General features: G+C 42.0%; 8 protein-coding genes. 7 read left to right on the forward strand and 1 reads right to left on the reverse strand.

What is annotated here, in order from left to right:
• The first annotated feature begins 115 nt into the window (after nt 1–115).
• The 7 genes from purL to HJC33_RS09925 all read left to right on the forward strand — a co-directional run bounded on the left by purL (nt 116) and on the right by HJC33_RS09925 (nt 12,125).
• Nucleotides 116–3,790: a phosphoribosylformylglycinamidine synthase gene (gene purL, locus HJC33_RS09895; protein ID WP_171658666.1), complete on the forward strand. Its 3,675-nt coding sequence runs from the start codon at nt 116–118 to the stop codon at nt 3,788–3,790.
• Complete coding sequence (locus tag HJC33_RS09900) at nt 3,780–4,235, forward strand: GNAT family N-acetyltransferase (RefSeq protein WP_171658667.1); 456 nt, start codon at nt 3,780–3,782, stop codon at nt 4,233–4,235. The genes purL and HJC33_RS09900 overlap by 11 nt, the downstream gene beginning before the upstream one ends.
• 91 nt (nt 4,236–4,326) lie before the next feature.
• Nucleotides 4,327–6,096: an AMP-dependent synthetase/ligase gene (locus tag HJC33_RS09905; protein WP_171658668.1), complete on the forward strand. Its 1,770-nt coding sequence runs from the start codon at nt 4,327–4,329 to the stop codon at nt 6,094–6,096.
• Nucleotides 6,097–6,236: 140 nt separating this feature from the next.
• On the forward strand, nt 6,237–6,683 hold the full coding sequence (locus HJC33_RS09910) for a MarR family winged helix-turn-helix transcriptional regulator (protein ID WP_171658669.1): 447 nt from the start codon (nt 6,237–6,239) through the stop codon (nt 6,681–6,683).
• Nucleotides 6,684–6,696: 13 nt separating this feature from the next.
• The gene (locus HJC33_RS09915) at nt 6,697–9,102 is read left to right on the forward strand and encodes a 3-hydroxyacyl-CoA dehydrogenase/enoyl-CoA hydratase family protein (RefSeq protein ID WP_171658670.1); all 2,406 of its coding nucleotides are present in this window, start codon (nt 6,697–6,699) and stop codon (nt 9,100–9,102) included.
• Nucleotide 9,103: 1 nt separating this feature from the next.
• On the forward strand, nt 9,104–10,294 hold the full coding sequence (locus HJC33_RS09920) for an acetyl-CoA C-acyltransferase (RefSeq protein ID WP_171658671.1): 1,191 nt from the start codon (nt 9,104–9,106) through the stop codon (nt 10,292–10,294).
• A gap of 19 nt (nt 10,295–10,313) precedes the next feature.
• On the forward strand, nt 10,314–12,125 hold the full coding sequence (locus tag HJC33_RS09925) for an acyl-CoA dehydrogenase family protein (protein ID WP_171658672.1): 1,812 nt from the start codon (nt 10,314–10,316) through the stop codon (nt 12,123–12,125).
• A gap of 65 nt (nt 12,126–12,190) precedes the next feature.
• Here the strand turns inward: HJC33_RS09925 and HJC33_RS09930 are convergent, their stop codons facing one another.
• Nucleotides 12,191–13,990, reverse strand: a complete 1,800-nt coding sequence (locus tag HJC33_RS09930; RefSeq protein WP_171658673.1) for a glycoside hydrolase family 15 protein — start codon at nt 13,988–13,990, stop codon at nt 12,191–12,193.
• Between the last annotated feature and the right edge of the window lie 41 nt (nt 13,991–14,031).

The raw sequence follows: 14,031 nt of genomic DNA on the forward strand, positions 1-14,031 counted from the left end.
AGAAAACAGCGACTCTATCAACACCACCAGTTAACAACTCTAATCTTCCATACTTCAAAATCCACTCTAAAATCGTAAATTTGCACTTTCTTAATCCGTTCAACTCAAAAATTGTATGATTCATTTTTTTGGGGACAAGGCGACCAAGGTTTTTGCCGTCCAGACCACTGAAGAAATCACTCAAGAAGACACTAAAAAATTAACATGGTTGTTTGGCAACCAACCCAAAATACAAGCGGCGTCACTGGACGCCTTTTTTGTTGGGCCACGGGCTGCCATGATTACTCCGTGGAGCACCAATGCTACAGAGATTACCCAAAATATGGGAGTCTCAGGAATTCTTCGGGTAGAGGAATTCCATGCCGTTGCTGAGGACTTTTTGGATTATGACCCCATGCTCTCCCAAAAATACAGGCTGTTGGACCAGAATATCTTTACCATTGATATTGTTCCTGAAGCGATTTTGGAGATTGACGACATCGCTGCCTATAACCAAAAGGAAGGATTGGCCCTTAGTGGTGAAGAGGTTGCCTATTTGGAGGATCTTTCAAAAAAATTAGGTCGCAAATTGACCGATTCCGAAGTATTTGGCTTTAGTCAAGTCAATTCTGAGCACTGTCGCCATAAAATATTTAACGGCACTTTTGTCATTGATGGAAAAGAAAAGCCCGCTTCCCTCTTCAAACTCATCAAAAAGACCTCAGAGGAAAATCCAAACGACATTGTTTCTGCCTACAAGGACAACGTGGCTTTCATCAAAGGGCCAAAAGCCATACAATTCGCACCAAAAAGTGCCGATGTTCCCGATTTTTACGAAGAAAAGGAATTTGACTCCGTGCTTTCCTTAAAAGCGGAGACCCACAATTTTCCAACCACAGTTGAACCCTTCAATGGTGCCGCTACAGGTTCAGGAGGGGAGATTCGGGATCGTTTGGCTGGTGGAAAAGGTTCACTGCCTTTGGCAGGAACGGCTGTTTATATGACCTCCTATTCCCGGTTGGAAGAAAATCGTCCATGGGAAAAAGGCATGGAAGAGCGGGAATGGCTGTATCAAACCCCCATGGATATCTTGATTAAGGCCTCCAATGGTGCTTCCGATTTTGGAAACAAATTTGGGCAACCTTTGATTGCTGGTTCCGTACTCACTTTTGAACATCAGGAAGAGGCAAGACAATTGGGTTTTGATAAAGTGATCATGATGGCCGGGGGCATTGGTTATGGTAAAACCGAACAAGCTTTGAAGGACACCCCACAAAAAGGAGACAGAATAGTCATTCTAGGTGGGGATAATTATCGCATTGGGATGGGGGGTGCCGCCGTTTCCAGTGCCGATACCGGAGAATTTAGCTCTGCTATTGAACTCAATGCCGTGCAACGTTCCAATCCAGAAATGCAGAAACGGGCTTCCAATGCCATCCGCGGATTGTTGGAAAGCCATGATAACCCCATTGTTTCCATTCATGATCATGGTGCTGGCGGGCATCTTAACTGTCTGTCTGAATTAGTGGAAGAAACTGGAGGTACCATTGACACGGACAAACTGCCTATTGGGGATCCTACACTTTCCAAAAAAGAGTTGATTGGAAATGAGTCCCAAGAACGCATGGGATTGGTCATTGGAGAAAAAGACATGGATTTATTGGAACGGGTCGCAGCTCGTGAACGTTCTCCCATGTACAACGTAGGCGGTGTAACTGGGGACCACAGATTTACTTTTGAATCCAAATCAACCGGAGAAAAACCTATGGATCTAGAGCTTTCCGACATGTTTGGAAGCTCTCCAAAAACCATCATGGATGATGTTTCTGTGGATAGACAATACGCCCCTCTCTCCTATTCTCTAGAACATTTTCACGACTATTTAGAGCAAGTATTACAATTGGAAGCTGTTGCCTGCAAGGATTGGTTGACCAATAAAGTGGATCGCTGCGTTGGTGGTCATGTGGCCAAACAACAGTGTGCCGGTCCTTTGCAATTGCCCTTGAACAATTGCGGGGTCATGTCCCTGGATTTTAAAGGTAAGGAGGGCATAGCGACCAGTATTGGGCACTCTCCCATTTCTGGTTTGATCAATCCTGTGGCGGGAAGTAGAAATAGCATAGCCGAAGCATTGACCAACATGGTTTGGGCTCCACTTAAAGATGGATTAAAATCCGTATCGCTTTCTGCCAATTGGATGTGGCCCTGCCGAAATGAAGGCGAAGATGCAAGATTATACGAAGCTGTGGAAGCGCTGTCTGATTTTGCCATTGCCTTGGGCATTAATGTGCCCACGGGAAAGGACTCGCTTTCCATGAAACAGAAATACAAAGATGGAGAGGTTTTATCTCCTGGTACCGTAATTGTTTCTGCTGCGGGCCATTGTGATGAAATTACCAAGGTTGTGGAACCCGTGCTGCAAAAAGATGGCGGGGACATCTACTACATCAACCTTTCCAAAGACGAGCACAAACTAGGAGGCAGTTCTTTTGCCCAGATTTTAAATGGCATTGGGAACGAAGCTCCTTCGGTATTGGATGCCGAGTATGTCAAAACCGTGTTCAATATGCTTCAACAACTCATAAAAGCTGACCAGATTCTAGCTGGGCACGATGTAGCTTCAGGAGGGTTGATCACCACGCTCTTGGAAATGTGCTTTGCGGACAATGATCTGGGAGCTGATATAGATTTTTCCGATTTGGGAGAACCGGACAGTATCAAACTATTATTTTCTGAAAATGTTGGACTGGTGCTTCAATCCAAGGATGCTTCCGTTGAAGAAACTTTTGAAAAAGCTGGAATCGACGTAAAACGAATTGGAACAGTTACTTCTGAAAACACGCTGCAAATCAAAAATAACGGTATTGAAATTGGATTGAACATTGCCTCACTCCGAGATACTTGGTTTAAGACATCGTACCTATTGGATGAGCAGCAGACCGCAAAAGGTCTGGCAAAGGACAGGTATGAAAATTACAAGCATCAACCCCTAAACTATAATTTCCCAAAAAGCTTTACGGGTGAGCTGCCCAAAGTTCCTGTTCTAGGAAGTCGACCCAAAGCGGCCATTCTCCGGGAAAAAGGAAGTAATTCCGAACGTGAAATGGCCAATGCCATGCATTTGGCAGGTTTTGACGTGAAGGATGTGCACATGACCGACTTGATTATGGGCCGTGAAACCTTGGAAGACATCCAATTTATTGGCGCAGTGGGCGGTTTTTCCAATTCTGATGTACTGGGAAGCGCAAAAGGTTGGGCCGGAGCTTTTAAGTACAACGAAAAGGCCAATAAGGCCCTCAAAAACTTTTTCAACAGGCCTGATACATTATCTGTAGGTATTTGTAATGGTTGTCAGTTATTCATGGAATTGGATCTTATTAATCCAGAGCATGAGACCCATGGTAGAATGACGTACAATGAATCTGACAAGCACGAGAGCAATTTCACTTCGGTAAAAATCCAGGAAAATAACTCCGTGATGTTGTCCAACATGGCAGGAACCACCTTGGGTGTATGGATTTCCCACGGAGAGGGTAAGTTTAGTTTGCCTCATGCCGAAGAACATTACGATATTGTAGCCAAATATGGGTATGAAGGTTATCCCGCTAATCCCAATGACAGCGATTACAATACAGCCATGTTGTGCGACAAAACTGGTCGACATTTAGTGACCATGCCGCATATTGAGCGTTCCACTTTCCCTTGGAACTGGGCACACTATCCAAAGGATAGAGAAGATACGGTTTCCCCTTGGCTACAGGCCTTTGTGAATGCCAGGGAATGGGTGGAAAAAGTGAACAATGAACATTAGAAAGGCAAAAAAAGAAGATATCCCGGCCATTGTCCAGCTATTGGCCAATGACAAACTGGGCAAGCTTCGGGAAGATTATAAGGACCCGCTTCCCCAAAAGTACCTTGAGGCTTTTGAAAATATCAATCATGATTCCAATCAGGAATTGGTAGTGATTGAAAATGAGGTCAATCAGATCATTGGCACATTGCAATTGAGTTTCCTCCAATATTTGACCTATCAAGGTGGAATCCGGGCCCAAATTGAAGCCGTTCGTATCCATGAAGATTATCGGGGAAAAGGAATTGGAAAACAGCTTTTTAAGTGGTCCATTGAAAAATCCAAAGAAAAAGGAGCCCATGTAATACAATTGACCACGGATAAGAAAAGACCCGATGCCCTGGAATTTTATAAATCATTGGGATTTATAGATTCCCATGAAGGAATGAAACTACATATTCCATAAGATTATCAAATAATCCGACCAAATTTTGAATTACCCATTTTAAAATCCCACTTCCTTTCCCTATTTTGCAATTACTTTACTGAAACTTACTATGCAAAAAGTTACTAGATTATTTGATTTCCCCTATTATCAATTGAATACCCTCCCCCTTGAAAAGGCATTGGTGACCAAACAGAACGGTAAATGGGTAGCTACTTCAACCCAAGAGTATATAGACAAGACCAATGCGGTGAGCAGGGCTCTTTTAAGACTAGGCGTAAAACCCAATGATAAAATTGCCATTATTTCCATGACCAACAGAACAGAATGGAATATTATGGATATTGGGGTACTGCAGATTGGAGCGCAGACCGTACCTATTTATCCTACGATTTCAGAAGAGGATTATGAATATGTACTGAACCATTCCGAAGCCAAATACTGTTTTGTTTCCTGTGGCGAGGTGTTGGAAAAAGTACTATCCATCAGTACCAAACTGAAAAAATTGAAGGATATTTATTCTTTTGATGAGCTAGGAAATTGCAAGAATTGGAAAGAAATTTTGGATTTGGGGGCCGACACATCCAACCAAAAAAATGTACAGGAATTAAAAGACCAAGTAAAACCAGAAGACTTGGCTACCTTAATATATACCTCTGGAACAACAGGAAGACCAAAAGGGGTGATGTTATCTCATGACAATATTGTTTCCAATGTGGTTTCCAGTGAAAAAAGAGTTCCTTTTGAATCCGGTGGAAGTGCTTTAAGTTTCCTTCCTGTTTGCCACATCTTTGAACGAATGATTTTATACCTATATCAGTATTGCGGTATTGAAATCTATTTTGCAGAAGGTTTGGATAAAATCAGTGATAATGTAAAAGAGGTCAAACCTAATGTGATGACCGTAGTACCGCGACTTTTGGAAAAAGTATACGATGCCATCATTGCAAAGGGAGCTTTGTTGACGGGTGTTAAAAAGAAACTATTCTTCTGGGCGGTGGAGCTTGGGTTGAAATTCAAACCCTATGGCCAAAATGGATGGCTGTACAATCAAAAGTTGGCTTTGGCCAGAAAACTGATTTTCAGCAAATGGCAAGATGGTCTCGGTGGAAATCTGGAAATTATGGTTTCTGGAAGTGCCGCTCTGCAACCTCGTTTAGCAAGAGTTTTTGCAGCTGCTGGCATGCCCGTTATGGAAGGTTACGGCCTAACGGAAACTTCTCCTGTAATTGCTGTGAACGATGAACGTAACAAAGGATGGAAAATTGGCACCGTAGGTCGTATTATTGATGGCGTAGAAGTGAAAATAGCCGATGATGGGGAAATTCTGTGCAAAGGCCCTAACGTGATGATGGGCTATTATAAAGATTCCGAAAAGACGGCCGAAGTGATGACGGATAATTATTTTCACACTGGCGACATTGGTGAGATTGATTCTGAAGGGTTCTTAAAAATCACGGATCGCAAAAAGGAAATGTTCAAAACCTCTGGCGGAAAGTATGTTGCACCACAACTGTTGGAAAACCGATTTAAACAATCCCGTTTTATTGAACAGATCATGGTCGTGGGTGAAGGCGAAAAAATGCCTGCTGCACTTATCCAGCCCAATTTTGAATTTTTACATGAATGGGCCAATAGACATGAGGTAACCATTGGAGAAAATTCAGATATTATTTTAAATGATAAGGTAATTGCCCGCATCCAACAAGAAGTGGATTCAGCCAATGAGGAATTTGCCAAATGGGAAAAAGTAAAACAATTCAGGTTGACTCCGGATGTGTGGAGCGTGGATGATGGACATTTGACTCCAACCATGAAACTGCGCAGAAAAATTATACGGGAGAAATATCAAAGCCTCTATAATGATATCTATGGGCATTAAGAAAAATGACCTTCTTCTATAGAAACTTTTAAGTCCTCTTGTTTTGAGGACTTTTTCTATTCAAAGGTTGAATCATTTATCGAATTTATTATGCATGCATAATAAATTTTGTTATATTTGAGCACATTCAACCAACGTTCATGAAAGATTTGACGATAGATTATGCCCTAAGGGCCACTTGGCAAGCGGTGAGTAAAATGTACAATGAAGAAGCTAAGAACTATGGGCTTACCATGGCCATTGGTTTTACGTTGTTGAGTATTGATCCAAAAAAAGGCACTCCAAGTACCGCACTTGGGCCAAAAATGGGGATGGAGGCCACAAGTCTCTCCAGAATTTTAAAGAACATCGAAGAACGAGGATACATTCAACGCAAACCAAACCCAAAAGATGGAAGAGGTGTATTGATTCACCTAACGGCATTGGGATTGGAAAAACGTAAAGACTCCAAAGATGTGGTACTGAGATTCAATGACGTGGTTCGGGAACATGTTTCGGAAGAAGATTTAATCAGTTTTTTTAGAACCGCTGAAGTCATCAACAAGCTTATCTCTGATAAGAAAATATACATCAAAACAACTAATTAATAGAATTTCATAAATGAAAAGGCATATCAACAAAGTTGCCGTAATCGGTTCCGGTATCATGGGAAGTGGCATAGCCTGTCACTTTGCCAATATTGGTGTCGAGGTTTTATTATTGGACATCGTTCCAAGAGAACTTACTGAAAAAGAAAAGGCTAAAGGCCTTACCCTTGAAGAGAAGGTGGTCAGAAATCGTTTAGTGAACGATTCCCTAACCGCTGCTTTAAAATCCAAACCCTCCCCTATTTACCATAAAAAGTTTGCAGACCGTATCACTACTGGAAACTTGGAAGATGATATTTCCAAAGTAAGCGAAGTAGATTGGATTATTGAGGTTGTGGTTGAGCGTTTGGATATCAAAAAACAAGTGTTTGAAAATCTGGATAAACACCGAACTCCCGGAACACTGATCACTTCCAACACTTCGGGGATTCCTATTAAATTTATGAATGAAGGAAGAAGTGAGGATTTCCAAAAACATTTCTGTGGCACCCACTTTTTCAACCCTGCTAGATATTTAAAACTTTTTGAAATCATTCCCGGTCCAAATACATCTAAAGATGTATTGGACTTTTTAAACGGATATGGAGAGCAATTTTTGGGCAAGACTTCGGTAGTGGCCAAAGATACTCCGGCATTTATTGGAAACCGAATAGGAATCTTCAGTATTCAGAGTTTATTCCATGCCGTGAAGGATTTAGGCATGACGGTGGAGGAAGTTGATAAACTTACAGGTCCTGTTATCGGCAGACCAAAGTCAGCTACTTTCCGTACCGTGGATGTTGTTGGTTTGGACACTTTGGTGCATGTAGCCAATGGAATCAGTGAAAACTGTAAGGACGATGAACGCCACGAGTTATTCCAACTCCCCGACTTCATTAATACCATGATGGAAAACAAATGGTTGGGAAGTAAATCTGGCCAAGGTTTCTATAAAAAAGTCAAAGGAGATGATGGGAAAAGTGAAATCCTGACGTTGGATTTGGATTCGATGGACTATCGCTCCAAAAAAAGCGCCAAATTCGCCACGTTGGAGTTGACAAAAACCATAGACAAGGTCATTGACCGGTTTGCTGTGTTGACTGCTGGAAAAGATAAGGCTGGAGAATTTTACAGAAAAAGTTTTGGAGCCCTCTTTGCTTACGTCACCCATCGCATTCCAGAAATCACAGATGAGCTTTATAAGATAGACGATGCCATGAAGGCCGGTTTCGGCTGGGAACACGGTCCGTTCCAAATTTGGGATGCTGTAGGATTGGAAAAAGGATTGGAATTCATCAAAGCCGAAGGATTGGAAGCTGCTTCTTGGGTTTCAGAAATGAAAGCTGCTGGAATCGAAACCTTCTATTCCGTAAAAGATGGGGCGACCTATTTTTATGACATCCCCAAAAAGGCCATGGAAAAAGTGCCTGGACAGGATGCCTTTATCATCTTGGACAACATCAGAAAATCCAATGAGGTTTTCAAAAATAGTGGCGTTGTCATTGAAGATTTGGGCGATGGAATCCTTAATGTGGAATTTCAATCCAAAATGAACACCATTGGTGGAGATGTTTTGGCCGGACTCAACAAAGGAATCGATTTGGCTGAAAAAGATTTTCAAGGATTGGTTGTTGGTAACCAAGCTGCCAATTTCTCCGTCGGTGCCAATATCGGAATGATTTTTATGATGGCCGTCGAACAGGAATATGACGAACTCAACATGGCCATCAAATATTTTCAGGACACCATGATGCGTATGCGTTATTCGTCCATTCCCACTATTTCGGCACCCCACGGTATGTGCTTGGGTGGCGGATGTGAACTTTCCATGCATGCAGACAAAGTTGTGGCTGCCGCAGAAACCTACATAGGTTTAGTAGAGTTCGGAGTTGGTGTGATTCCCGGTGGTGGAGGCTCCAAGGAAATGGCACTACGTGCTTCCGACACCTTTAGAAAAAATGATGTGGAACTTAACGTACTACAAGAATATTTCTTGACCATAGGAATGGCAAAAGTATCCACTTCGGCCTATGAAGCCTTTGATTTGGGCATTCTTCAAAAAGGAAAAGATGTAGTGGTTGTGAACAAAGACCGACAAATAGCTACAGCAAAGGCACATGCCAAATTGATGGCAGAAGCTGGCTATACTCAACCTCCAAAAAGAAAGGATGTCAAAGTATTGGGCAAACAAGCCTTGGGAATGTTCTTGGTGGGCACGGATTCCATGGAAGCGGGACAGTATATTTCTGAACATGACAAGAAAATGGCCAATAAATTGGCTTATGTCATGGCAGGTGGTGACCTCTCCGAAGCCAGTTATGTGACCGAACAATACCTCTTGGATATAGAACGCGAAGCCTTCCTTTCACTTTGTACAGAACGAAAGACTTTGGAACGCATCCAACATATGTTGAAAACAGGTAAACCTTTAAGAAACTAGAATGAAAACAGCATATATCGTAAAAGCATACAGAACGGCAGTAGGAAAAGCTCCCCGTGGTCTGTTCAGATTCAAAAGACCCGATGAACTGGCAGCAGAAACCATTGAGCATATGATGAAAGAACTGCCTCAATTGGACAAAAAACGTATTGATGACGTTATTGTGGGCAATGCCATGCCAGAGGCAGAGCAAGGATTGAACATGGCCCGCCTTATTTCTTTGATGGGATTGAATATTGAAGATGTCCCCGGGGTCACCGTCAACCGTTATTGCGCATCCGGATTGGAAACCATAGGGATTGCAACAGCAAAAATCCAATCGGGAATGGCGGAGTGTATCATTGCCGGCGGTTCAGAAAGTATGAGCTTTATCCCCATGGGAGGCTATAAGCCCACCCCAGATTATGCCACGGCCAAAGAAGGCCACGAAGATTATTATTGGGGCATGGGTTTGACGGCAGAAGCTGTCGCAAAACAATTCAAAGTTTCTAGGGAAGACCAAGATGTTTTTGCATACAACTCCCATATGAAGGCATTGAAAGCCTTGGAAGAAGACAGATTCCAAGACCAGATTGTTCCCATAGAAGTAGAACACACTTTCGTTAATTCAGCCGGAAAAAAAGAAACCAAAAACTACACGGTAAACAAGGATGAGGGGCCAAGGAAAGGAACCAATATTCCCACCTTGAACAAATTACGCCCCGTTTTTGCTGCAGATGGTAGCGTGACTGCTGGTAACTCGTCCCAAATGAGTGATGGTGCTGCTTTCGTTATGGTGATGAGCGAAGAAATGGTAAAAGAGTTGAAGCTTGAACCTATTGCTCGCTTGGTAAACTATGCCGCAGCTGGTGTAGAACCCAGGATTATGGGTATAGGTCCAGTAAAAGCCATTCCAAAAGCGCTGAAACAAGCTGGAATGCAACAAAAGGACATTGAACTTATTGAATTGAACGAAGCCTTTGCTTCCCAATCCTTGGCAGTAATCCGTGAATTGGACCTGAACCAAGAGCTGGTCAATGTCAATGGCGGCGCCATTGCGTTGGGCCACCCTTTAGGGTGCACCGGAGCAAAGCTATCCGTACAGCTCTTTGATGAAATGCGCAAACGCGACATGAAAGGCAAATACGGAATGGTGACCATGTGCGTCGGAACAGGACAGGGCGCAGCTGGTATTTACGAATTTTTAAACTGAAAAATTAAACACAATAGCTATGAGTGCTGAAACCCTAAATAAAGATCTACTTCGAGGTGGTCAGTTTTTGGTAAAGGAGACCAACTGCGAAGACATATTTACCTTGGAAGACCTCAGCGAGGAACAAAAGATGATGCGTGAAAGTACCAAAGAATATGTAGACCGCGAGCTTTGGGCGCATTGGGAGCGTTTTGAGAAAAAAGATTATGGTTTTACAGAAGAATGTATGCGCAAAGCCGGTGAACTTGGGTTGCTCAGTATAGCGGTACCTGAAGCCTACGGTGGAATGGGAATGGGTTTTGTATCCACCATGTTGGTCTGCGATTATATTTCTGGAGCCACAGGTTCTTTTAGTACTGCATTTGGCGCACATACAGGAATCGGGACAATGCCCATTACACTGTATGGAACTGAAGAACAAAAACAAAAGTACGTCCCCAAATTAGCTTCAGGTGAATGGTTTGGCGCCTATTGCTTAACGGAGCCTGGAGCTGGTTCTGATGCCAATTCTGGTAAAACCAAAGCTGTTTTGTCCGAAGATGGAAAACACTATAGCATTACTGGACAAAAAATGTGGATTTCCAATGCAGGATTTTGTAACCTATTCATTGTTTTTGCCCGTATTGAAGATGATAAGAACATTACTGGTTTTATTGTAGAAAATGACCCAGAAAACGGCATCACCTTAGGTGATGAGGAAAAGAAACTGGGAATTCACTCCTCCTCTACCCGACAAGTATTTTTCAACGAGACCAAAGTTCCTGTAGAAAACATGCTTTCTGAAAGAGGCAATGGATTCAAGATTGCCATGAATGCTCTAAATGTTGGTAGAATTAAACTGGCCGCAGCCTGTTTGGAAGCTCAACGAAGAATCATTACCGAAGCTACCAAATATGCCAATGAGCGCATTCAGTTCAAGACACCAATCATGAACTTTGGTGCCATTAAGGCTAAAATTGCCGATATGACAACCAATGCTTATGTAGATGAATCGGCTTGCTATCGTGCAGCTAAAAATATTGAGGATAGAATTGCTATTCGCCAATCTGAAGGCAACTCCCATCAAGAAGCAGAGCTTAAAGGTGTGGAAGAATATGCCATTGAGTGCTCTATACTAAAAGTGGCGGTCTCAGAACATGTTCAACATACTACAGATGAAGGAATCCAGATTTTTGGTGGAATGGGCTTTAGTGCCGACACCCCTATGGAATCTGCTTGGAGAGATGCCCGTATCTCTAGAATCTATGAAGGAACCAACGAAATCAATAGAATGTTGGCCGTGGGCATGTTGGTGAAAAAAGCAATGCGTGGCCATGTAGACCTTTTAGGTCCGGCTACGGCAGTTGGTGAAGAATTAATGGGAATCCCTTCTTTTGACACGCCTGATTTTTCCGAGCTTTTTGCAGAGGAAAAAGATTTGGTAGCTCGTTTGAAAAAAGTATTCCTTATGGTTGCTGGTAGTGCAGTTCAAAAATTTGGACCAGACTTGGAACAACACCAGATGCTGTTAATGTCAGCCTCTGATATTTTGATTCAAATTTATTTAGCTGAATCTACCATTCTTCGTACAGAGAAAAATGCCAAACGTTTTGGTGAGGAGGCACAAGCTACTCAAATTGCAATGTCTAAATTATACCTCTACAGAGCTGTGGATATCATCAATCAAAAAGGAAAAGAAGCCATTGTTTCTTTTGCCGAAGGAGATGAACAACGCATGATGCTCATGGGCCTTAAACGTTTTACGAAATATACAAATCAACCCAATGTCGTAGCACTACGCACCCAAATTGCGGATAAAGTAGCTGCGGATAACGGGTATACCTTTGACTAATTCAAATAATGCTGAGACAAAGCTGAAATTTGTGAAGACCGCTCTTAAAGGAGCGGTTTTTGTTTTTATCGTATCGATTCCAAAATCTTTTCCTCACTCTTCTTGCGGGAGAAATTAATGGCACATTCAATCAATGCCAAATGTGAGTACGCCTGCGGGAAGTTCCCCAACAACCTTTTGGTCTTAAAATCAATATCCTCACTAAAGAGTCCTAAATGGTTGCTGTAGCTCAACAAGCGTTCAAAATGCTCCAACGCTTTTTCTTCCTCTCCAATTTTAAAGAGACTGTTGATGAACCAAAACGTACAAATGGTAAAAGATGAAGAAGGCAGCCCAAAGTCATCCTCGTTCTTATATCTGTACAACAATCCATCATTGCTCAAATTTTCCTCAATCGCTTGAACTGTGCTTACATATTTAGGGTCTTTAGCATGAATAAAACCATAAGGTTCCATCAGCAGTACTGAAGCATCTAAATGTTTAGAACCATATGATTGTACAAATGCATTGACTTCACCGTTCCATGCATTTGCGTGGATGTCCTTTTTGATCTCCTGCTCCAAAGCAGTCCATTTTTCAATCTTTCGGTTTTTTCCAAATATTTTGGCAACTTTAATCGCTCTATCCAGTGCCACCCAACACAAAACCTTGGAAAAAGTGAAGTGTCTATCTTCACCTCTAAACTCCCAGATTCCCTTATCAGGTTCCATCCAGTGTTTGCTCACAATCCATACAATGCCTTTGGTGATACTCCAAAGTTCCTCACCATTTTCAATATCATTACTGAATTTGACCAACTGCTCATAAATCACATCCATCAAAATACCATAGATATCATTCTGTCTTTGCTTATAAGCAGCGTTACCTATGCGCACAGGCTTGGAACCTTTATACCCATCTAAGTGTTTTAAGGTTTTCTCGGTAAGGGTCTTCTCCTTATTGATACCATACATGATTTGGAGTTTTTCATCCTTATCTGGCATCAAGTCGATGATGAACTGCAGATAACGCTTGGCTGAATTCTTATGCCCCAATTCTGATACCACCTTAATGACCATAGAGGCATCCCGTATCCAACAGAAACGATAATCCCAATTCCTTACCTCGCCAATGGTCTCTGGTAAAGAAGTGGTTGCGGCTGCCAATACGGCACCGGTTTTATCGTATGTCAACATCTTTAAGGTAATCCCACTTCGGATGATTTCATCATTGAACTGCTTGTACGTTGGGGTCCTGTCCACCCAGTCCAACCAATAGACTTTTGTTCTTTCAAGTTCCAAAGCTACTTTGGGAGTGGTGGGTTTTAATATTTTTTCGTTGTAACAGATGGAAAAAAATCCGTCTTCCTTCAGTATGATTTCACCGCTATCCATAACGGTGTTCTTATTAAAAGAAGTATAGAGAAACAATGTGTCATATTGTACTTTATGGGTTAAGCTAACCACAAAACTAGGTTTAACGTGGTGATCTGTCTGCCCCAGTGCATATTCTAGTTTTGGGTCGTACAACACCTTAAATCTAGGAGTGCCAGAAACATATTTAATATACCTTACAATCTCTGGAGGAGCGTTATACTTTCCGTTCTTTTTAAGATACCTTGGCATAAAATCATGTACCTCAAATACATCTTCCTCACGGGAATATCTAGTAACCAATATGGCGGTGTGCTTATAATATTCTTGATGAATGGTATATTCTTCATCAGTTAAGATTTGAAAGCTTCCTCCTTTTTTTTCATCCAAAAGTTTTGCAAAGACCGAGGTAGAATCAAACTCAGGCAAACAACACCAGTCCAATGAGCCTATTTTTGAAATCAAAGCAGCACTTCTGCAATTACCAATAATTCCGTAATCTAAGTTATCCATAAATCAAATTTCGGCAAAAGGTTTCCAATCAATTGCTTTTG

The organism is Flagellimonas amphidinii (genome assembly GCF_013090115.1).
GTDB classification, from domain to species: domain Bacteria; phylum Bacteroidota; class Bacteroidia; order Flavobacteriales; family Flavobacteriaceae; genus Flagellimonas; species Flagellimonas amphidinii.

Coding starts and splice junctions, on each gene's coding strand:
- purL (WP_171658666.1), top strand. CDS start 116: ATGATTCATTTTTTTGGGGACAAGGCGACCAAGGTTTTTGCCGTCCAG.
- HJC33_RS09900 (WP_171658667.1), top strand. CDS start 3,780: ATGAACATTAGAAAGGCAAAAAAAGAAGATATCCCGGCCATTGTCCAG.
- HJC33_RS09905 (WP_171658668.1), top strand. CDS start 4,327: ATGCAAAAAGTTACTAGATTATTTGATTTCCCCTATTATCAATTGAAT.
- HJC33_RS09910 (WP_171658669.1), top strand. CDS start 6,237: ATGAAAGATTTGACGATAGATTATGCCCTAAGGGCCACTTGGCAAGCG.
- HJC33_RS09915 (WP_171658670.1), top strand. CDS start 6,697: ATGAAAAGGCATATCAACAAAGTTGCCGTAATCGGTTCCGGTATCATG.
- HJC33_RS09920 (WP_171658671.1), top strand. CDS start 9,104: ATGAAAACAGCATATATCGTAAAAGCATACAGAACGGCAGTAGGAAAA.
- HJC33_RS09925 (WP_171658672.1), top strand. CDS start 10,314: ATGAGTGCTGAAACCCTAAATAAAGATCTACTTCGAGGTGGTCAGTTT.
- HJC33_RS09930 (WP_171658673.1), bottom strand. CDS start 13,990: ATGGATAACTTAGATTACGGAATTATTGGTAATTGCAGAAGTGCTGCT.